Annotated in this window: 13 protein-coding genes; 10 read left to right on the top strand and 3 right to left on the bottom strand. The window is 46.7% G+C overall.

Going from position 1 to position 22,599, the window contains the following annotated elements:
* Positions 1-220 precede the first annotated feature (220 nt).
* From rtxH to btuD, 10 genes are all read left to right on the top strand, one after another.
* Positions 221-556, top strand: coding sequence for a protein RtxH (gene rtxH, locus AACU59_RS14085; protein WP_088728915.1), 336 nt, complete (start codon positions 221-223; stop codon positions 554-556).
* 15 nt (positions 557-571) lie between these two features.
* On the top strand, positions 572-1,033 hold the full coding sequence (gene rtxC, locus AACU59_RS14080; RefSeq protein ID WP_017044044.1) for an RTX toxin-activating lysine-acyltransferase RtxC: 462 nt from the start codon (positions 572-574) through the stop codon (positions 1,031-1,033).
* 22 nt (positions 1,034-1,055) lie between these two features.
* On the top strand, positions 1,056-13,394 hold the full coding sequence (gene rtxA / locus AACU59_RS18190; protein WP_161437785.1) for an MARTX multifunctional-autoprocessing repeats-in-toxin holotoxin RtxA: 12,339 nt from the start codon (positions 1,056-1,058) through the stop codon (positions 13,392-13,394).
* Positions 13,395-13,586: 192 nt separating this feature from the next.
* Positions 13,587-14,615, top strand: a complete 1,029-nt coding sequence (gene cobT / locus AACU59_RS14065; RefSeq protein WP_094144605.1) for a nicotinate-nucleotide--dimethylbenzimidazole phosphoribosyltransferase — start codon at positions 13,587-13,589, stop codon at positions 14,613-14,615.
* Entirely contained in the window at positions 14,615-15,415 is an 801-nt protein-coding gene (locus AACU59_RS14060; protein ID WP_088728912.1) for an adenosylcobinamide-GDP ribazoletransferase, read from the top strand. The genes cobT and AACU59_RS14060 overlap by 1 nt, the downstream gene beginning before the upstream one ends.
* Positions 15,415-16,014, top strand: coding sequence for a bifunctional adenosylcobinamide kinase/adenosylcobinamide-phosphate guanylyltransferase (cobU, locus tag AACU59_RS14055; protein WP_094144604.1), 600 nt, complete (start codon positions 15,415-15,417; stop codon positions 16,012-16,014). The genes AACU59_RS14060 and cobU overlap by 1 nt, the downstream gene beginning before the upstream one ends.
* Positions 16,011-16,613: a histidine phosphatase family protein gene (locus AACU59_RS14050; protein ID WP_094144603.1), complete on the top strand. Its 603-nt coding sequence runs from the start codon at positions 16,011-16,013 to the stop codon at positions 16,611-16,613. Before cobU ends, AACU59_RS14050 begins: the two co-directional genes overlap by 4 nt.
* A 222-nt stretch (positions 16,614-16,835) precedes the next feature.
* Positions 16,836-17,864 (top strand): succinylglutamate desuccinylase, encoded by a 1,029-nt coding sequence (locus AACU59_RS14045; RefSeq protein ID WP_047691738.1) that lies wholly within the window; start codon positions 16,836-16,838, stop codon positions 17,862-17,864.
* Between the two features lie 155 nt (positions 17,865-18,019).
* On the top strand, positions 18,020-19,015 hold the full coding sequence (gene btuC, locus AACU59_RS14040) for a vitamin B12 ABC transporter permease BtuC (RefSeq protein WP_161437786.1): 996 nt from the start codon (positions 18,020-18,022) through the stop codon (positions 19,013-19,015).
* On the top strand, positions 19,002-19,757 hold the full coding sequence (gene btuD, locus AACU59_RS14035; RefSeq protein WP_094144601.1) for a vitamin B12 ABC transporter ATP-binding protein BtuD: 756 nt from the start codon (positions 19,002-19,004) through the stop codon (positions 19,755-19,757). The genes btuC and btuD overlap by 14 nt, the downstream gene beginning before the upstream one ends.
* 228 nt (positions 19,758-19,985) lie before the next feature.
* Here btuD and AACU59_RS14030 read toward each other — a convergent pair whose 3' ends face one another.
* The 3 genes from AACU59_RS14030 to AACU59_RS14020 form a co-directional block, all read right to left on the bottom strand.
* On the bottom strand, positions 19,986-20,561 hold the full coding sequence (locus AACU59_RS14030) for a nucleoside triphosphate pyrophosphohydrolase family protein (protein ID WP_010318603.1): 576 nt from the start codon (positions 20,559-20,561) through the stop codon (positions 19,986-19,988).
* A gap of 143 nt (positions 20,562-20,704) precedes the next feature.
* Positions 20,705-21,271 (bottom strand): DUF1415 domain-containing protein, encoded by a 567-nt coding sequence (locus AACU59_RS14025; RefSeq protein WP_094144600.1) that lies wholly within the window; start codon positions 21,269-21,271, stop codon positions 20,705-20,707.
* 69 nt (positions 21,272-21,340) lie between these two features.
* Positions 21,341-22,555: an MFS transporter gene (locus tag AACU59_RS14020; RefSeq protein WP_094144599.1), complete on the bottom strand. Its 1,215-nt coding sequence runs from the start codon at positions 22,553-22,555 to the stop codon at positions 21,341-21,343.
* Positions 22,556-22,599: the final 44 nt, after the last annotated feature.

The following is a 22,599-nucleotide window of genomic DNA, read 5'->3' as shown; positions in this document are numbered from 1 at the left end:
GATTAGTTAATTGCGGTTTTTAAAGGTTTTAATTATCAGTTGCTTGTATTCGGTAATATTTTGGTTTTGTTAATTTATTCATGACTTAGCGTTATTGTATGGTTGCATGCCATTGAAATGCTGTATAACATTAAAAATCATTTTTTGGTTATCGCTACTCTTTTTTATAAGTGGCTTTAATCTTTTTTATTTTCTTTTTAAATCATGAGGTGAGTTATTTATGTCTGAGAAATTCGTCCAAACTGTATCGAGTGTTAATTATAATAAAGGTGTTTTTTCTCTCTATTTTGTTGGACAGAATCAGTCCAACATGGCGAACGGTATTATGGCGGAAAGTGATACGGACTTAGAGCTAAAAGAAGTGATTCATATGCCTGCTTCTGGTTTTATGTATATGGTTTCGATGGTTAAGAATATGCTTGAAGATCCTCGTATGAACGAAGAGTTAGAAAAATTAATTGCCGCTGGTTTTCTACCATCACCGAGTGAAGCAACTCAAGAGAGCGAGAGTGGTATTGAGCCTGCTAAAAAACGCGTGACACGCACGAAAAAATAAAAGGTGGCTTAGCGTATGTTGATTCAACATCACGCGGCGAAACTGGATCGTGCAATGATGCAGAAAATGATGGGTGGGATTCTTCTGCTCAGCCAATATTCTCCTCTGCATCAACGGTATCTTATCAGTGAATGGCAGCAACGGATTATGCCATCATTTGAGTTAAATCAGTTTTGCTATTACGAAGATGAACAAGGACGTCCAATTGCATTTTGTAATTGGGCGTTTTTGTCTGAGCAAGTGAGAGAGTTGCTATTGTCCGGTGAACGAGAAATCGAAGCCGCTGACTGGCGCTCTGGTGATCATATCTACATTCCTGAAATGCTTGCTCCTTTTGGTCACGGACGTCAAATCGTCAATGACTTACGACAGCGTGTTTTTTTGCCGTGGAAAGGGCAAAAAGTGTGTACTGTCCGCGGCAAAATCGACACGCAAAACGACCGCTGTATCCGTAAGGTGCAGTGGTTTTCTATTTAAATAATAATAAGAGCCACAGTCTATGGGAAAACCATTTTGGAGAAGTGTCGAATACTTCTTCACCGGAAATTATTCCGCCGACGATGGAAATAACGACATTGTTGCCATCGGTTTTGGCGGCGAAATTCATGCTTATGGCGGAGATGATCATATTCATCTAGGGTCGATCGGAGCCACTGTATATACCGGTTCAGGTAACGATACGGTATCGGCGGGGGCCGGCTATCTAAAAGTTGAGGATACAACGGGGAACCTGAGCGTTCGAGGCGCTGCGGGTTATGTTGATATCAAGAAAAACGGAGACGGTAATCTCTCATTTTCAGGTGCTGCTGGTGGTGTAGATATTGGTCATGACGGCCAGCATGGCAACATCAGCTACGCGGGTGCTGCGGCTTACAACCACATTAAGCGTCAAGGGTTATCAGGCCATGTTTCTTTCCAAGGTGCTGGTGGCTACAACGCTATCTGGCATGAAACCAATCATGGAAACTTGAATTTCGACGGTGCAGGTGCGGGCAATAAAATCGATCGTACTTGGTTTAATCAGTATCAAGGATCTCAAGGTGATGTGCGTTTTGTCGGCGCGGGGGTTGCTAACAGTATTAGCTCACGTGTTGAAAGCGGTAACCTGCACTTTAGTGGCGCTGGTGCGGATAACCATTTAGTCCGTAAAGGCAAAGTGGGCGATATAACCCTGCAAGGTGCTGGGGCTTCAAACCGCATTGAACGTACCCATCAGGCCGAAGATGTCTACACACAAACCCGCGGCAATATTCGTTTTGAAGGTGTGGGTGGTTACAACAGCCTTTACTCTGATGTGGCACATGGTGATATTCATTTCTCGGGCGGCGGTGCTTATAACACCATTACTCGTAAAGGTAGTGGCGGCGATTTTGATGCTCAAGGTATGGAATATGCCAAAGCCGAAGAAATTGTCCTCACTACCGCACAGATGCACGGTATATCGATTGATAATGGCAACAAGTTTCATTCGGTTAACGCTGTAAAATCAGAGCGAGAGCCAAATACTTATTTGTTCGCTATTGCAGATGGTACTTACACCAAAATCAACAAAATCCGTCTCTATAACGATGCTGAATCCGGCAAACTCAAGTACTACTCAGAGGCATGGTTCAAGCAGGGTAATCACTTAACCGATCTTGCTCATTCCGATATTTCTTCTTCAGGTGGCTTTGAGTCCAATCCAGTCAACGGTGGTTACACCCTTTCTAATATTGCCATTGAACATCAGCAATCAGTGACTGTTCATGCGGTTGAGAAAAGCCTGACTGAATATGAGTGGGTGACTTACGCCAATGGCGCGGTGATTGATGCAAAAGATGTGTCATTGTCGGATGCCAAAATGGGTGGTCACGCGATTTATGCTGATGGCACTAAGGTTGATGTCAAAGCGGTGAAATCAAACCGCAAACCCAACACTTATGTTTACGCTAAAATGCTTGGGCCTTACACAAAAATTGTAGTGGTTGAGCTGGCTAACGATGCCGAAACCGGCGCGCTGAAATATCAAGCTCGCTCTTGGTATAAAGAAGGTGATCACACGGCCAATATAGCCAACCAAGATATTTCGTCTGCAACTGGGTATAACCCAATGGGCAAAGGGGGCTACTCGCTCAGCGACTTGCATTACAGCGTTAACGCGGTAAGAAGTACCAGCGAAACAGTGGCCGATATCGACGAATACACGGATCAAACCTTATTCAAACCCGTAAGTGATAGCGGCGAAAGCTCTGGCGATGTTCATTTCAATGGTGTCGGTGGCGGTAACGTTATTAAATCCAACGTAACACGCGGTCATGTTTACTTTAACGGTGGCGGTCTTGCCAACGTGATCCTGCATAGCTCTCAGTTCGGTAACACTGAATTTAACGGTGCTGGCGCGGCGAACGTGATTGTCAAAAGTGGCGAAGAAGGGGATCTCACCTTCCGCGGCGCAGGTTTGGCAAACGTATTAGTGCACCAAAGTCAGCAAGGCAAGATGGATGTTTACGCGGGTGGTGCGTTGAACGTGCTGGTTCGTGTCGGTAACGGTGACTATCTGGCTCACTTATTGGCTTACGGCAACATCTCGGTACAGAAAGGCCAAGGCAATAGTCGAGTTACTCTACTGGGCGGCTATAACACGCATACGCAAATCGGTAGTGGTGATGCACTATGGCTAGCGGCTGGCGGTTTCAATGTCATGACGCAAGTCGGTCAAGGCGATGTGGCTTCGGTACTGGCTGGTGGCGCAAACGTACTGACCAAAATGGGTGATGGTGAACTCACGGCGGGCATGCTGGGTGGTGCGAACGTGATTACCCATATCAGCAGTGATGATCAATTATCGAATACCACGGCGGTTGCACTCGGCGGCGCAAATATTCTCACCAAAAAAGGCAAAGGCAACACCCTTGCTGTGATGGGCGGAGGCGCTAACGTACTCACCCATGTCGGTGATGGCACCACAACGGGCGTAATGGTAGGCGGCGCGAACATTCTAACGAAAGTCGGGAATGGCGACACGACAGGCATTATGCTTGGTGTTGGCAACGTGCTAACGCATGTTGGTGATGGCCAAACCCTTGGCGTAATGGGCGCCGCAGGCAACATCTTCACTAAAGTGGGCGATGGAACATCCATTGCAGTCATGATTGGTGCAGGCAATATCTTTACCCACGTGGGCGAAGGCAATGCTTGGGCATTGATGGGCGGCTTGGGTAACGTCTTTACTAAAGTGGGCAACGGTGATGCTCTGGCGTTAATGGTGGCCGAAGCTAACGTCTTCACCCATATCGGTGATGGCATGTCGGTGGCGCTTATGTTGGCCAAAGGCAACATAGCAACTAAAGTCGGTAATGGAACCACACTTGCGGCTATGGTGGGTAACGCCAACATCTTCACTCACGTAGGCAGTGGCAGCACGTTTGCTGCAATGATCGGTCAAGCCAACATTATGACCAAAGTGGGCGATGATCTCACCGCTGCGCTGATGGTCGGTAAAGCCAACATCTATACCCATGTCGGCGATGGAACTAGCCTAGGAATATTCGCAGGCGAAGTGAACGTGATGACTAAGGTTGGTAACGGCACAACCTTGGCTGCGATGTTCGGTAAAGCCAACATCATGACACACGTCGGCGATGGTCTAACGGGCGTGTTAGCACTGGGCGAAGCCAATATTGTCACCAAAGTGGGTGATGATTTCATGGGGGTTGTGGCGGCAGCAAAAGCCAACGTCGTGACCCATGTCGGTGATGCAACCACCGCAGCGGTATTGGCTGGTAAAGGCAATATCCTCACCAAAGTGGGCGAAGGCACCACGGTAGGGTTGTTGATTTCCGATATCGGCAACGTGATGACTCATGTCGGAGATGGCACGACCATTGGTATTGCCAAGGGCAAGGCAAACATCATTACCAAAGTCGGTGATGGTTTGGGTGTTAACGTGGCTTGGGGTCAAGCAAACGTGTTTACCCAAGTGGGCGACGGTGATCGCTATAACTTTGCCAAAGGTGAAGCCAACGTCATCAGCAAAGTGGGCGATGGTCAAGAAGTCTCTGTCGTGCAAGGTCAAGCCAATATCATTACCCATGTGGGTGATGGTGATGATTATACCGGTGCTTGGGGCAAAGCTAACGTTATCACCAAAGTGGGTAATGGCCGAAATGTTGTGCTAGCCAAAGGTGAAGCCAACATCGTGACTCAAGTGGGTGATGGCGATAGCTTTAACGCACTTTGGAGTAAAGGCAACATCGTCACCAAAGTCGGTGATGGTATGCAGGTGACCGCCGCGAAAGGTAAAGCGAACGTAACGACTCGAGTGGGAGATGGCCTAAACGTCATCGCCGCTTATGGTGATGCCAATATTAACACCGTGGTTGGTGACGGTATTTCGGTCAATGTTGCTTGGGGCCAATACAACGTCAATACCAAAATCGGCGATGGTTTGAACGTCGCGGTTATGAAAGGTAAAGCCAACACCAATATTCATGTTGGTGATGGTTTAGGGGTTAATGCTTCTTACGCTCAAAACAACGTGGCGATCAAAATCGGTAATGGTGATTTCTACAGTTTGGCGGTCGCGTCGAGCAACACCAGTAGCAACAAGCTCTCCGCCCTGTTTGATAACATCAAGCAAACCGTACTTGGTGTCGGTGGTAGCCAAGCCATCAACTACTTAGTGCAAGGCGATGAAGCCTCCTCATCCGGCACGCATAAAGGCCGTGGTGCGATTGCAACACCTGAAATCACCAAGCTGGATGGCTTCCAAATGGAGGCGATTGAAGAAGTGGGCTCGGACTTGGGTGATAGCCTCACAGGCAGTGTCACTAAGGTAGATACTCCAGATCTCAACAAGATGCAACATACACTCAATGTTGATGATTCTTCCGTTCAAGCTCCGAATCTGATTGTGAATGGCGATTTTGAACAGGGCGAACACGGCTGGCAATCTACCCATGGGGTTGAAGCCTCCTATGCAGGCAATGTATATGGCGTAGAGGGTGAAGGTCACGGAGCACGTGTGACCGAGCTCGATACTTATACCAACACCAGTCTTTATCAAGATCTGACTAATCTAGCGCAAGGTGAAATCATTGCTGTGAGCTTTGATTTTGCAAAACGTGCAGGCATTTCTAATAACGAAGGCATCGAAGTTCTCTGGAACGGCGAAGTGGTTTTCTCATCGTCTGGTGACGAATCTGCTTGGCAGCAAAAAACCTTAAAACTGACCGCGCAGGCTGGCAGTAACCGTATCGAATTCAAAGGCACAGGCCACAATGATGGACTGGGCTACATCCTAGATAATGTGGTGGCGAAATCAGAGTCATCGCAACAAGCCCATGCAATCAGTGAGCACGCAACACAAAATCAAGCGGCGCAGAATGCTCTGTCCGACAAAGAGCGTGCAGAAGCGGATCGCCAACGTTTAGAACAAGAAAAGCAGAAACAGCTCGATGCTGTCGCAGGTTCGCAAAGCCAGCTGGAATCTACCGACCAACAAGCCTTGGAAAATAATGGCCAAGCTCAACGCGATGCAGTGAAAGAAGAGTCGGAAGCCGTGACGGCCGAGTTGACAAAACTGGCACAAGGTCTCGATGTGCTTGATGACAAAGCCACGCATACGGGTGAGTCGGGCGACCAATGGCGCAACAATTTTGCCGGTGGTCTGCTAGATGGCGTTCAAAGCCAGCTCGACGACGCCAAGCAGCTCGCCAATGACAAAATTGCTGCGGCGAAGCAGACACAGTCTGACAATAACAGCAAAGTCAAAGAATCCGTTGCGAAGTCTGAAGCGGGCGTTGCAAAAGGTGAGCAACACCTGGCGGGTGCAGAGCAAGACATTGCTGATGCTAAAACTGATGCTGAAAAACGTAAAGATGATGCTTTAGCGAAAGGCAATGACGCGAAACAAGCCGAATCTGACGCACACAGTGCCGCAAACGACGCGCAATCGCGTGGTGATCGCGATGCGATGAACGCGGAAAATAAAGCCAACCAAGTGCAGAATGATGCGAAAGGGGCTAAGCAAAACGAAAGCGATCGCCCTGATCGTCAAGGTGCTGCGGGCAGCGGCCTTGCGGGTCAAGCACATAGCGTCGAAGTCGCAGGTGCTGCGGGCCGCCATATCAACGCTGATAGTCAAACAAACGCTGATGGCCGCTTTAGCGAAGGCTTGAGCGAGCAAGAGCTAGAAGCCTTAGAAGGTGCGACAAACGCAGTGAACCGTCTGCAAATTAACGCAGGAATTCGAGCGAAAAATACGGGTAGTTCTGTTACTTCGATGTTCACTGAGACAAACGCCGACAGCATTGTTGTGCCAACAACGGCCTCTCAGGATGTGAGCCGAAAAGAGAGTCGTATTTCAGGGGTGAATCTTGAAGGTCTTGGTGAGGCATCCAGTGATATAGCATTGGGTGGTAACGCCATCGACAACATGTTACGTGATTCTCTGCCATTCTACTCACTTCGTGCCGAACGAAATCTATTGGTGCAAGAAGGGGATGAAGGCTTAGAAGTGCGTGCTTGGCCTGGCACAGATGACAATAGCAAGACCATAATTCTTGATGATCCAGAAGATGCGGCTCAACAAAAAGCCATTGAGCGTTTCATTTTAGCCAACTTCGATAATTTTGAACAAATGCCCGATGAGCTCTTTTTGGTGGATAACAAGGTTATCTCACATCATGAGGGTCGCACGCGTGTTTTGGCACAAAAAGAAGAGGGCGCTTGGAAGTACAACACCAAAGCAGAATTGATGTCTGTCACCGAATTACTCGATGCTGCCAGTGTTACAGGGAAGATCCGTGGTGAAAGTTACCAACAAGTGATCGACGCTCTGACTGAGTACCATGCAAGTACGATTGAACACGCAGACTATGAACTGGAATCTGTGGAAAAACTGCTCAACCTACGTAAACAGATTGAAGGTTATGTACTTGGCCACCCCGATTCTGGCCGCGTTGAGGCTATGAGTTCACTGTTAAACCAAGTGAATGTGCGTTTAGAGGAAGTCTCTACTCTGGCGGTATCAGAACAAAATATCAAAGCGCAAGACAGCTTTAGCCGATTATATGACCAGCTTGAAAATGCCAACTTGAAAGAGAGTAAGCATTTGTATCTTGATGGTAATAGCAACTTCGTTACTAAGGGCAAAGGAAATATTACTAATATCGATCAGCTAGGTGGCAGCGAAGCTGTGCTTGAAAAAGTGAAATTGACAGTAAGTAACGAGTATGGCCAAACCGTTGCGGATACAATCTTTGCTGGATTATCTGTCAAAGATCTTGCCAAAGATGGCAAAGGTATTGATATCGCTGGGCTTAAAAAAGTGCATTTAGCGATTGAACAACACTTGTCACCCGTCAGTGCAACACTATTTCTTTGGAAACCGAGTGATCATAGTGCCCTTGGACATGCAGCTCTGCAAATTGGCCAGGGACGTAATCAAATCAGTGCAGATCAAGCACAAGCTTATAATCAGAGCAATTATGTAAGCTGGTGGCCAATGGGTAGTAAGTCATCTAGCGTAAATCGTCTATTTGTTGTTTCATCAGAATCTCACCCAGATCTTAAACTGCGCTGGAAAGATTTTAGTCAGCCAGCCGCGCAGGGTGAATCTCTAGTATTTGATATGCAGTCGGAAGAAAATGATGATTTCGGGCTAAAAAGTGCTGAAGATAAATTGAAGTCTTTTATCAAGCAATTGGCTTTAGCCTCTGGTGTTGATGAAAAATTTAAAGATATCTCTGAAACGTTTACCATGATGGCATTAATGAACCCTGATATTCTGGAATCGGCCAATATTCCTGAGCATATTTCTAAACCGTTTGTTGACCAATGGAATGACACCAGTTACGACATGCAAGATGTGGCGCATCGTTTTGCGAAAGAGCTACAAGAGCAAGCGAAAATTGCGGTTAACTCGGAACACATGGAGCAACAGATAGCCGAGGTCGTTCGTCAGTTTGCACAAGATGAATTGGGTAAAATTCAGGCTTTTAAAGAGATGCAGTCTGACCAAGGCCGTGTATTCCGCATTAACTTAGAAGGGCTTGATACTGCGGCAATGCAGGCAGAGTGGAATCGCCTCAGTAACGACCCGGATGCGCGTTATCAACTGCTCACCAAAAACTGCTCTAGTACGGTCGCCAAAGTGTTGAAAGCAGGCGGGGCGGATAAATTGATTGGTCACACATGGCTGCCTAAGTTTGGTGTTTGGACGCCGACAGAGCTATTTAACTTTGCTCAAGATTTGCAAAAAGCTCAATTGGTAAGTAATGCGAAGAAAGATAAGCAATATCTTGACACAGATTCTCACCAATCAGCTGAACGCGCTTTAGAAAGCCTCGGCGAAGGTAAGCAAACAACGCTCGATTTATCATCGGTGTCTACTAAAGACGAACTGAAAAATGAAGCGAAAGTCTTTGCTAAACCTATTGGTGAATCTTATCAAAAGATCTTAGACCAATTGGATTTACTGCATACCACGCAAGGTGATAAGCAAATAGAAGCAGCATTAAGACTTAATAACTTAGTTGATGACTATGTATCACACCATGAAAAATCAGGTCGTAATACCGCTTTACTGAGCCTCAAAAATCGCGTGAGTGAAAGCCTTTATAATAACGTTGCGGAAGAAACGAGAGTCGAAATCGCAAAATTGTCTGCTACTCGCATTGATTTAGCGGCGGATCTATTGCATCGACTGCATTCTAGCACCAGCAAGGTGTCTTCCGTTGTTGATATTAAACATCTTGCCGATGGAACAAAATACAGCAGCCAAGAGAGCTTAGCTGTGCTTTCGAAACAAGAGGTTCCTTTTAATAAAGAGCTGCAAGACCAACAACTAGTACAAGGAAGAGAGACCGGTGAAGCGGTAGTTAATAACGTACAACTGTCGGATGACGAGATAAAAGGGATTAAATGGTATACCAGTGAAGGTTTCCAATATGTAAATGAAGCTTTAAGAAAAGAAGAGAAGCTGGCCTATTTTGTCAAAGACAATGCTGTTAATGCGGTTAAAGGTTTAAATAAACTTGAGACATTTGAAGGTACCGTTTATAGAGCTTTCATGCCAGGAGTAAGCTTGAGCGATCTTGCTTCACAAGTGACTCCTGGCCAGTTATTTAGCGATCAAGGTTTTACCTCTACATCAACCAGTACTGAATTGGCTAAAAGTTTCCGAGGTGGGAAAGATACAGTTATTCTGGCCATTCTTGATGCCAAAGGAACTAACGTTGCTGGGCTTGCGCAGTTAAATCAAGCGGAAGTCTTACTCAAACCAGGTGCTCATCTACGCATTGAAGCGGTGAAAGAAACGGATCAAAATTTACACATCGTTGCTAAGCACACCGAAGAGTTTCATGCGGGTGAAACGATACGTAATTTATTTGATGGTAAAACGATTGGTATGGCGATCAACCAAAATACTTCAACCATCAATGAAAGTGTAATTACTTCGTTTGATCATGATGACATTACCGCAATACTAAAAACAAAGTCCTTATTGGAAGAAAATAAATTGGGTGTAGGTCAGCAAGTTCAAAACCGTAATGTTCAAAATTGGCATACAGCTGATGTTACGGTCATTGACGGCGGTGAAACGCGCTTTGACGGCCAAGTGATTGTTCAAATGGAAAACGATTCAGTAGTTGCAAAAGCGGCGGCAAATCTAGCTGGCAAGCATCCTGAAAACAGTGTGGTCGTTCAGCTAGATTCTGAGGGGAATTATCGCGTGGTGTATGGTGACCCATCGAAACTGGATGGAAAGCTGCGCTGGCAATTGGTTGGCCATGGGCGTGATGATTCAGAACACAACAACACTCGCTTAAGTGGCTACAGTGCCGATGAACTTGCAGTGAAATTGGCGAAGTTCCAGCAGGCATTCGGCCAAGCGGAAAACATCAGCAACAAGCCTGACCATATCAGTATTGTCGGTTGCTCTTTAGTGAGTGATGACAAGCGGAAAGGCTTTGGCCATCAATTTATCAATGCCATGGATGCCAATGGTCTTCGCGTGGATGTGTCTGTTCGCAACTCTGATGTAGCGGTAGACACAACAGGGCGCAAACATACTCAAGATGCCAATGGAAATTGGGTAAAAAAGGCTGCAAACAATAAAGTCTCACTGACTTGGAATACGCAAGGCGAAGTTACCGCACGTGACGAGATCATTCGTAACGGTGTGGCGGAAGGGGATATCCATCTTTCTCGTGTTGGTGCGAGTGAGGTTAATGAGCCAGCACGTGGTGCCATCGGCGACAACAGTGAGGTGTTTGAAGCACCTGAAAAGCGTAAAACGGAAACGGATACTACGGCATCGGCGGGCAGTGACAATAAGCTCAGCTACTCGGGCAATATTCAGGTCAACGTCGGTGATGGTGAGTTCACCGCAGTTAACTGGGGTACGTCAAATGTTGGTATTAAAGTGGGTACGGGAGGCTTTAAGTCGCTGGCCTTTGGTGACAACAATGTCATGGTTCATATTGGTAATGGTGACAGCAAACATAGTGTCGACATCGCTGGTTATCAGGCGCTTGAAGGTGCTCAAATGTTTATGGGTAACCGCAACGTAAGTTTCAATATGGGTCGCAGTAATGACCTTATCGTGATGATGGATAAGTCGATCCCGACACCGCCACTGGTCAATCCATTTGATGGTGCATCACGTATTTCAGGAGTATTACAAAGCATCGCACAATCAGGAAAGGGTGCCGATTGGTTAGCGGCTCAAGAACAGCAGTGGACACTCTCTGGTGCGAAAAAATTTGTCAAAGAGATGTCTGGCCTCGATCAAACCAGCAGTGTTGACTACAGCAGTTTGGTTGATTTGGACTCTCAGAATGAGCGCAGCAGCCGCGGCTTGAAGTCTGACGCTGAAGCAACGTTGAATAAAAAGTACAACCAGTGGTTAAGTGGCAATAGTAATCATGATACTGGCAAGATGAGCCGCGCGGATAAGTTCCGTCAAATGAACGAGAAGTTGGCCTTTAACTTCGCGGTCGGTGGTCAAGGAGCCGATATTCAGGTCACCACGGGCAACTGGAACTTTATGTTCGGAGACAACATCCAAGCGATTTTGGATACCAATCTCGGTTCATTGTTTGGCGTGTTAACCCAGCAATTCTCAGCAACGGGAATGGCTCAAACGACCTTTACCTATAATCCGCAAGACTTGCCTCGTCAGCTTAAGAATAAGCTGCTAGGTAAATTTGCTGAGGTCGGTGCAGAGACGACTTTAGGTGATATCTTCGGTGTCAATTACACCGCTGATGGCAAAATAGTCTCTCGTACTGATGAAGCGGTAGATGGCGTTGCCATTTTAAAAGAGATGCTAGAAGTGATAGGCGAGTTTGGTGGTGAGCAGCTCAGCGCATTTACTGACCCAGAAAAATTGCTAGATAGCCTCAAAGCGGGAATCGGTATGGGGGCTGATGGTCTTCAATCCTTTGCTGAAAGCCATGGACTGAAAGAGAAAGCACCAGAGGAAAACGATACAGCGCAAGTGACTCTCAATGGCGCGCCTGCGGCAATGGAAAACGTATCAGCCACTGTTGAAGAAACCAAACCAGAGCGCGCATTTGGTTTTAATGCGCTCAATTTGCCCAATTTATTTGCCACCATGTTTAGCAAAGATAAGCAGGCAGAGATGGCATCATTGGTCAGTAATCTGAAGCAGAATCTCACCGCCGATTTGCTCAATATGAAGGATAAAACGTTTGATTTCCTTCGTAACAGTGGGCATTTGCAAGGGGATGGCGATATGAACGTTTCTCTGGGTAATTACAACTTCAACTGGGGTGGTGACGGTAAAGATCTCGGCGCTTATCTCGGTGACAATAATAACTTCTGGGGCGGCCGAGATGACGATGTGTTCTACGCAACGGGAGTCTCCAATATTTTCACCGGCGGTGAAGGCCACGATATGGGCGTTTTAATGGGTCGCGAGAACATGATGTTCGGCGGTGACGGTAATGATACGGCGGTTGTGGCCGGACGCATTAACCACGTCTTTATGGGCGGGGGTGATGATCAATCCTTTGTCTTTGGCGAAGGTGGTGAGATCACCATGGGGTCAGGTAATGACTATGCGGTCACTTCAGGTAACTTCAACCGTGTGGACATGGGAGACGATCAAGACTTTGCTGTAACCATCGGTAATAACAACCAACTTGATCTTGGTGCAGGCAATGACTTTGCGAGAGTCTTTGGCAATCACAACCGAATTGATGCTGGCCAAGGAAACGATGAAGTCAAACTGATGGGTTACCATGCTTCGATTAATTCTGGCGAGGGCGAGGATTACTTAATTGCCGCCGCCATCTCAAAATTCAGCACATTAAACGGTGGTGAAGGTAACGATGTCATGGTGCTTGGGGGTTACCAAAATACGTTCAAAGGCGGTGCTGGCGTAGACAGTTTTGTGGTCAGTGGTGAGGTGATCGATAACGTGGTTGAAGATATTCGCCAAGGTGAAAATATCATCTTCAACGGTATTGATTGGAACCGTTTATGGTTTGAGCGTAGTGGTTACGATCTGAAAATCTCTATGGCACGCCATACTGATACCTCTTCCGATCAAACGCTATTTGATGCGTTAGGTTGTGTGACTTTCAATGATTATTTTGCAAATAATCGAGCCAAACTTATTATCGGTTTAGGTGAAAAAGACGCTCAAGGTGAGCAGGAATATACCTGTTTGACTGATAATGCGTTAGACAACCTCATTCAAGCGATGAGTTCCTTCGCGCCTAAGGTGGGAGAAAGCAACTTTATGGATGGATTAGCTTCTCAGCCTCAGCAAGCGATTATGGCCGCATGGTCGGATGTGAATACCGGGAAGTTTAGCTTGTCGTAATCATGTCTTTCATGGGTTAAAACCAGCCTTTGTAGGCGTGTCTGTTTGACAATAGCGCCCATATAAACCTAAAAACGCCTCCTGATTTTGTAGAAAACAGGGGGTGTTTTTTTAGGCTTAAACTGGCAAAACCTAGCCGATACTAGCGAATACGAGTAAACTCTTCTCTTTTCATGGAAGAGCCCAGAAGCAATGTTAAAACAAGATCATAGCCAAGCGATACAACAAAGAATCGATCAAAAAACCAAACCGTTGGGAGCGCTGGGCCAACTTGAGTCATTAGCACACCAGCTCGCCTTAATCCAAAGTCAAAATCAGCCTCAGCCCACTCAGCAGATCACCATTAATAAGCCTACAGTACTGGTCTTTGCTGGCGATCACGGCATTGCAGATGAAGGCATTAGCATTGCGCCAAGCGCGGTGACTCAGCAAATGGTGCTTAACTTTCTGGCGGGTGGTGCGGCCATCAACTGTTTTTGTCGCAGCAATCAAGTCGAGATGAAAGTAATAGATTGCGGGGTTTTACTCCCTGTAGAAAGCGACAATCCGCACTTTCTTGTGCAGCGCTTAGGTAGCCGAACGGAGAACTTTGCTCGCCAAGCGGCGATGTCTGTAGAGCAAGTGAAGCAAGGGCTACTGCTAGGCAATCAGGCCGTGCAGCAGGTGAGCCGTGCGGGGTCCAATATAGTGATGTTTGGTGAAATGGGCATTGGTAATACCAGTAGCGCTTCTGCGATATTAGCGGCGCTTTCTAAACATTCTGTTGAGCAGTGTGTTGGTTACGGCACTGGCATTTCAACACAGCAATATCAGAAAAAAGTAGAGCTGGTGAAGCAAGGCGTAACACGCTGCCGTGGTTTGGATCCAGAAACGGTACTTGCGGAAGTAGGCGGCTTTGAAATTGTGCAAATGGTCGGAGCATTTTTAGGCGCTTACCAGCAGCAAACGCCGATTCTGGTGGATGGATTTATCGTCACGGTAGCCGCGTATGTGGCCACACTTATTGAACCGGATTGCCGCGAGTTGATGATTTTTGCTCATCAGTCCCATGAATCGGGCCACCAACGCGTACTTGAACAGTTAAACGCGACACCACTGCTTAATTTAGGGTTGAGGTTGGGTGAGGGAACGGGTGCTGTATTAGCCGTACCTTTGGTCAAAGCGGCCGCCGAGTTCTACAACACCATGGCCAGTTTTGCCGACGCAGGAGTGACAGTGTAATGCTGCGCGTTTTCGCTTATCAATTAGAGCTGTTCTGGTTGGCGTTGAGTTTTTTCTCGCGCCTTCCTATTCCTAACAATACGCCCTATTGCAGTGAACGAATGAACCGATCTGGGCGCTATTTTTCCTTGGTTGGTCTATTACTCGGCGCGATCTGCGGTGCCATCTACAGTGTGCTGATCCTGATTTTACCGAACGAGGTAAGCATCGCACTGACGATGGTGGCCAGTTTGCTATTAACAGGGGCGTTTCATGAAGATGGCTTAACTGACATGGCGGACGGCATTGGCGGAGGAATGACGGCTGAGCGCCGTTTGAGCATCATGAAAGATAGCCGCATTGGCACTTATGGTGCGGCCAGTTTAGTGATGGCGCTACTGTGTAAGTTTCTCTTTTTAGAGGCGCTACTTGGTTATGGCAACGTATTGATGGTGTGGGTGCTAGGCTACAGTTTTAGCCGTGCGATAGCGGCATCGTTGATTTTCGACATGCCGTATGTGAGCGATCTCGATAGCAGCAAAAGTAAGCCGCTAGCCAATAAACAAACCCTTCCAGAGCTCATTTTTCTACTGCTGTGCGGCTTAGCGCCTGCGTTATGGTTTGGTTGGCAGGTAAGCCTGAGCCTAGTATTGGTTGCTGTGGTTTTTCGTATTTTCTTCAAAGCTTGGTTGATGGCGCGTATTGGCGGTTTCACCGGAGATTGCCTTGGCGCTGCACAACAGATCATGGAACTGCTGATCTATCTGCTGCTTATTGTATTCGCTGGGCTGGGTTATTTGAGCATGGGACTGATTGAATAATGGTGCATTTGATTTTGGGTGGCGCGCGTAGCGGTAAGTCTTGTTTCGCTGAACAGGCCGCAAAGCAAGCACACCAAGCCCTGTTAATGCGGCTGCCGCAGGCTCAGCTTAACTATGTTGCCACCGCGATTGCATTTGATGATGAAATGCAGGCAAGGATTGCTCACCATCAGCAGCAAAGAACGTCGGAATGGCAAGAGCACGAATGCCCTGAACAACTGCCTGAGTTAATTGCCACTTTTTCAGCACATGATGTGGTATTGGTGGACTGCTTAACGCTGTGGCTGAATAACGTTATCTATAACCATGGACAGCAAGCTCACGAAGCGGAGATAAAAAAGCGAGTCGAGCAACTCTGTTTTGCCGTTGAGCAAACGCCCGCCACTTTGGTTATCGTCGCTAACGAAGTGGGCCTTGGCGTGATCCCGATGGGGGAGGTTTCGCGCTTATTTGTCGATAACGCTGGCTGGCTTAACCAAGCGCTAGCCAAGTTAGCAACCCGAGTGAGCTTTATTGCGGCGGGCTTACCGATTGTTTTAAAAGACATCGTTTTAAAAGACACTGCTCTAAACGACATCGCTTTAAAAGGCTCACAATGATCAATCTCTATTTGATGCGCCACGGTAAAACCGTCGGTCGGCCTGCGCTCAATGGTAAAACAGATGTGCTCGTTGAAGCGCATCGGCAAGAGCAGATCGCTCACACTTTGCTGAGATCCCCTTACTTCTTCTCAAACATCATTACTTCGCCGCTACGCCGTTGCCATGATTTAGCGCAGCAACTGGTTTTAGAGCAGCCGAAATTGGATTACCAAATTGAGCCTGATTTCCAAGAGATGGATTTTGGTGATGTCGATGGCGTGGCCTTTGATGAACTGCAATCGATGTGGCCAGTAGTGGAAACTTTGTGGACCAATCCGGCCCAAAATCAACTACCGAATGCAGAAAACTTGGCCGATTTTCATCAGCGTGTAACTCGTACTTGGGAGGCGCGAGTTAAAGAGATTAAACAAGACACTTTGATCATCGCTCATGGCGGAACAATCAGAATGATACTTGCCTATGTTCTAGGCACTGACTGGCAAAACCCACATTGGTATAGCGTGTTAAATATCGACTATCAATCATTAACTCATATCCAAATAGGAAAAGATAACGCTAAGAATGTGACTGTGAAGAGCATCGGAATTCAAATTTAGCACCGGGTGAGCATGCAGTAGAGTATGGAGTAACTATCAGATTTAATGGTAGAATTCCCGGCAATTAACGCCGGCCTCTGGTTAAGCGTATTTTGTATAAGGTATTGAGACGATCGTTGATGAGTTAAGTTTACCCTTATCCATCTTGATAAGTGGGATCGTCTCAACATAAATTGCTTCTACAATTCATTAACATACCGCTGTGCAATAAAGGAGTAACGCATGACGAAGTCCCTTTTCCGCCAATCTTTCCTATTTGATAGTTTGGATTTAGACCAAGAAATGGTCACTGGCGAAATCAAAACGGCAGCTGGTATTACGCTTAAAGTGCTCTCGCGTGGAGTGCTCGAAGTGATCCCCGCTCATCTCAACGATGAGAGTAAGCACATCATTATTTCTTGCGGTATTCATGGTGACGAAACTGCGCCAATGGAATTAGTCAATAAGCTGGTGGATGATATTCAGTCAGGTTTTCAAGCGGTCCAACACCGCTGCTTATTTATTGTGGCTCATCCTCAGGCGACGAATCAACATACCCGTTTCGTGCAAGAGAATTTGAACCGTTTATTTGATGATAAAAAGGGTAATACCTCCCTAGAAAGAGAGATTGCGCAGCATCTCAAACAGACAGTGAAAGACTTTTTCGAACACACCGCTGAGCAAAATCGGTGGCATCTTGATTTGCACTGTGCGATTCGTCACTCCAAACATTATTCGTTTGCCGTCAGCCCCAAATCTCGCCATCCTGTCCGCAGCCGCGCACTGATGGCATTGATTGAAAGTGCGCATATTGAAGCGGTGCTGCTTTCAAATTCACCCTCGAGTACCTTCAGTTGGTACAGTGCAGAGAATTTTGCCGCGCAAGCTTTAACGCTTGAGCTGGGGCAAGTCGCACCTCTTGGTCAAAACAACCTAGAGCGATTAGTCGCGTTTGACTTAGCCATGCGCGATTTGGTAGCCAATGCGACACCTGAACACTTGCCAAGAAAGCCAACTATTTATCGTGTCAGCCGTACCATCGTCCGTTTGCATGACGATTTTGATTTCATGTTTGATGATAACGTCGAAAACTTTACTGCGTTTAAACATGGTGAGGTATTTGGTCATGATGGTGAAAAGCCACTCATGGCGAAAAATGAAGATGAAGCGATCGTATTTCCTAACCGAAAAGTGGCATTAGGCCAGCGCGCCGCGTTAATGGTGTGCAAAGTGGCGACACGCTATGAAGACGATCAATTGGTATACGATTAACCGATGGTACTTTTGGCTTGTTAATCTTTTGACCTGTTGACCTGTTGACCTGTTGACAAGGTTAACAGGCGATTGCTTTAGTATATCACTTTCTATTTAAATGGCTTAACGGTAAGGTTAGGCCATTATTGTTTCTCTTACTTACATATAAGCGCATGACGTTCAATCAGTTACTCTTAAAAAAACAGCGTCGCTGGCATTACGCCCTCTACGCTATGCTGGCATTGTTGATTACGATGAGTGCGTTTTATTTGATGGTGGGTGAACTCTTTATCAGCCCATTTCACACTTGGTCACCACTGGAATGGCAGTTAGTGACTGAACTTCGTGCTCCTCGTCTGCTCTCTGCCGTCATCATTGGTGCTTCACTAGCTGTATCAGGCGCGGCGCTGCAAGTGCTATTAGGGAATGTTTTGGCAGAGCCGGGCGTGCTTGGTATTTCTGGTGGCGCCAGTGTGGCGATGGTAGTGGTGCTGTTTTTCTTCCCAGCCTTGGCCTCCCCTGAAATTTTCATGCTTTGTGCCGTAGTCGGTGCGATGGTGTTTACTCTTTTACTGGTCAGCATGGCTAAAGCGATGCGTTTAAGCACAACCCGCTTACTGTTGGTCGGTGTGGCGCTGGGTATTTTATCTGGTGCTGTGGTGACATGGGCGTTTTATTTCAGTAATGATCTCAGTTTAAGGCAACTGGTTTACTGGTTGATGGGCAGTATTGGTGGTGCAAGCTGGTATCAACATACGCTTTCATTAGCAGCGCTTCCGGTGATTATCTGGCTTGCTCTGCAAGGAAAAACGTTAGACAAACTGATGCTGGGCGAAACTCATGCAAAGCAGTTAGGTGTGGATGTGTATCGGCTACGTTGGAAATTGATTTTTGCCGTGTCGCTGCTGGTAGGATCTGCGGTGGCATTGGGCGGTGTGATCAGTTTTGTTGGGTTGGTTGTTCCGCATTTATTGCGCTTGGCGTTTGGTTCTGAAAACCGCTACCTTTTACCTATGTCGGCTCTGTTCGGCGCACTTTTACTGGTCTGCGCGGATACCGTTGCCAGAACGGCGCTTAATGCTGCTGAGCTTCCACTTGGTGTCGTCACTACCACCATTGGTGCGCCGATTTTTATTTGGATGTTGTTGAAAAACCATGATTCACGTTAATAGCCTGCAGGTTTCATCACGCTTATTACCACTCTCTTTTAGCTGCCAAGCGGGAGAGGTGCTGCATGTTATTGGGCCTAATGGTAGCGGAAAAAGCACTTTACTGTCGGCGTTAGCTGGCGTGACAGAGAGCCAAGGTGAGGTCTACATTGGTGATCTTCAGCTTTCAAGCGCATCGTTAGAGGCGCTGTCACTGCACCGAGCTTATCTGTCGCAAAACGACAAGCCTGTTTTTAATGTCGATGTTTATCAATATCTTGCCTTAGCGATCCCCAGTTGCGCCGATTTACATTCTCAGGCTGTTAATCAAGCCGTGGTTCATCTCACTCAACGATTGAATATTCAAGACAAATTGCATCGATCCATTCACCAACTGTCAGGCGGCGAATGGCAACGTGTCCGCTTGGCCGGTATTTGCTTGCAAATTTGGCCAACCTTAAACCCTTACGCGCAGTTATTGATATTAGATGAACCTGCGGCGCCTCTTGATATTGCTCAAGAAGGGTTGCTTTATCGTTTGATTGAAGAGGTTGCACAGCAAGGGATAGCAGTAGTGATGGCCAATCACGATCTCAATCGAACATTGCGCCATGCCGATCGCGCTCTGTTACTGCAAGATGGCGTATTGCAAAGTTCCGGCTCGGTTGAACAAGTATTAGAGAGCCAAGCGTTAAGTGCAGCGTTTCAGACTCAGGTGAAGCAGGTTGTTGTTGAAGGAAAGCCTTACCTTATCTTTGATTAAAAGCACAACTGTCGTGCAGTCAGCACACTTTTAGCGCATCAATGTGCTGAAGATAGAATGATAAAAATAGTAAGTCTATTAAAAACAAATGGTTAGGTTTTATGTGAAAGTTGGCACGCCAATCGCATTAATAGAATCGATACATTCTCGTTCTTGTTAGGCTTTTTATAAGTCTCTTAACCACCTTGCTCCCACAAGGTGGTTTTTTTTATCTGAGTCTTTGCAAGGTTATTGCGTCAATGAAGCAAGGTCAGCAGGACGGTAATAGACTGATTTGAGCACTTTACCTTGGCGAATCGTTTTGCCTTCAGAGACAAAATCTTGTGCACATTTAGCAATAATGTAGTCGCCTTTTTGTACGGCCATCAGCTCAATACCTTGTTCAGCATAGTAGGCTTGGGTATCGGCATACTCTTTTTCATTGCGACATACTTTACTCATGTTCGAGCTGTGTACTTCATCCCAGCATGGAATAAATTCGATGCCACGATTTACGGCAACATTGAGCAGAAGATCAATCAAATAGCTGATCGCTAAGTTGTCACTCACTTGGCTATGTCCAAGGTGGACTAAACGACCCATCAAAACGTACACAGTATCGATGATCGCATCCGCTTGTTCCGTTTTATTGTCAGCTTCAGCAAGTTCAGTCAACTCTTCAATCGCGAGCGAAGTATGCAACGTGTCAGCTTTATCGTTTAAGCTGCTGGCATCAGCAACGGGGAGATCAAAGGTGCTACGAAACTCGGTAATATCGCGGTAAAGATGATCGTAAATCTCTTGAGTAAGCTTGGATAAATGCATTATCTCGGTCCATTGGTTTGGTTAACAGGGATTGTGACGCGTAGTAACAAATTAATAGTAATAAACTGATAGTAAGAAAATGGATAGTAACAAACTGATGGCAAAGCTGCGACCCATGCCATCAGTTTGGTCAAAGAACAGGGTTACTTATTGAGAAACAAATAAGGAAACAGTTGGCGGCGTTCTTGGTCACTTAGAGCACTAACACGAGCGATATTGGTATCAGGAATCGCTTCTGGGTTAGGGTAGTGCTTGAGTACTTTTTCCATGCTCTCTTCGCGAATAAGATGGAAAATCGGGTAGGGCGAACGGTTAGTTAGGTTTTCGTCATCTTCGGGGCGTGTGCCGCCAAAACAGTAGTGAGGGTGAAAGGTAGCGACTTGGAAGATGCCTTGCCAATCTTGTTGCGTAATTAATGCCTCTACCCAATCGATAAAAAAGTTGTACTCAAAAAAATCTTCGAGCATGTTTGGCACTACCACTAAGGTGGTCTCAAGAGACTGTGCCGAGCTGCCTTCTAACTCTAGCAATTGTTGCAAAATATCTTGCAGCAACTGTTCTTCAGTCTCGGCTTCACTGACGAAAATTTTGATCTGTTGGTTACGTTGTGGTTTTGCGGCGAAAGGGCAGAGATTTAAGCCAATCACCACATCGTTAAGCCACTGTTCGACTTCAGTTGTGATGGCGGTTTTATTTATCGTTACGCTCATAGTGCTTATTAAAACAGTCAATTTGGCGCAAGCATAGCATGACTCTTTTGATAAAGTGAGTGGATAACACTACTTGATCAATTCATGCAGCGGTTTGCGGTGCGCAAGGGCGCGGTCATCATGGCGCAATTTCCAACAGAGAAAAAACATCGCCACATACAACACCATTCCACCCGAAACCACCACCGCCCAACCGCCATTTTGCCAGCAATAGAGTAGGAAAAACCCGCCGAGGCTGCCACCTACATAGTAATGAACCAAATACAGAGCGGTCGCGGTTGCTTTTGCGCTGCTGGCCTTTTGGCTCACCCATGAATAGGCGAGCGTATGAGTAAAAAAGGCGCCGAAACTGATCAACATTAAACCGATCAGCATAAACGGGATCGATTCAATCAAGGCTAGCCACATCCCCGACAAACTGAGTAAGGCTCCCAACATCATGCCCGAAATGGCATTGTAGCGTTTTGTCCAGTTGGCGGTCAGTTTCGAGCTGAGTGTTCCCGCCAAATAACATAGGAAGATCAATGATGCTAAGCCAATCGGTAGCGAGTAGGGTTCGGCGACAAGCCGAAAGCCCATCACTGAGTAGAGATTAACAAACAGCGCGAAGTTAGTGCCACCAATCAGCATCGCTAGCCACAGTGTGCGGTTAGAAAGATGTTTTACCAGCGCACGATTGTGGTGAAAGAACAAGCCTCGTTGCGGCGTGAAATTGCGTTGAATGGGCAGTAACCACAGCACAATGATGGCGCATACGAAAGTGAGTATGGCAATCACAATCACGGCTTGTTGCCAGCCAAAGGCATCGGTCAATATACCGCCTAAAATTCGGCCACTAATGCCACCTAATGAATTCGCAGCAATATAGCCGCCAATCGCTTGGCTAAATGCTTGAGGCGAAAGCTCCTCAGCCATGTAAGCCACGGCAACCGAAGCAAAGGCGGCCAATGCGACGCCCATTAGTGCACGTGTTAAAACCAGCACCCATAGCTGTTGGCTGATCAACATTAAGCTGCCGATTAATGGCATCATGAATAGCCCTAATAACATCACTTTGCGGCGGCCAAAGGATTCAGAGCTGATTGCCCAAGGGACTAAACTGACGGAGAGTGCGAGGGTTGATGCGGCAAATAACCAGTTAATTTGGGTTTCCGAAACCGCAAAATGCGTAGCAAGGTAGGGCAACATTGGCTGAAAAAGATAGAGATTACAAAAGACTAAGAACGAGCCGAGCGCAAGTCCCCAAGTGACTTTTCGGTATTCTTTACTGCCAATTTCGATCATGATTACGCTTCACTTACGTTATGTATCTGTGATCACAGTAGCAG

This window comes from Vibrio sp. V23_P3S9T160 (genome assembly GCF_963886625.1).
GTDB lineage: Bacteria > Pseudomonadota > Gammaproteobacteria > Enterobacterales > Vibrionaceae > Vibrio > Vibrio anguillarum.
This window is presented reverse-complemented; position numbering and strand designations above follow the sequence as displayed.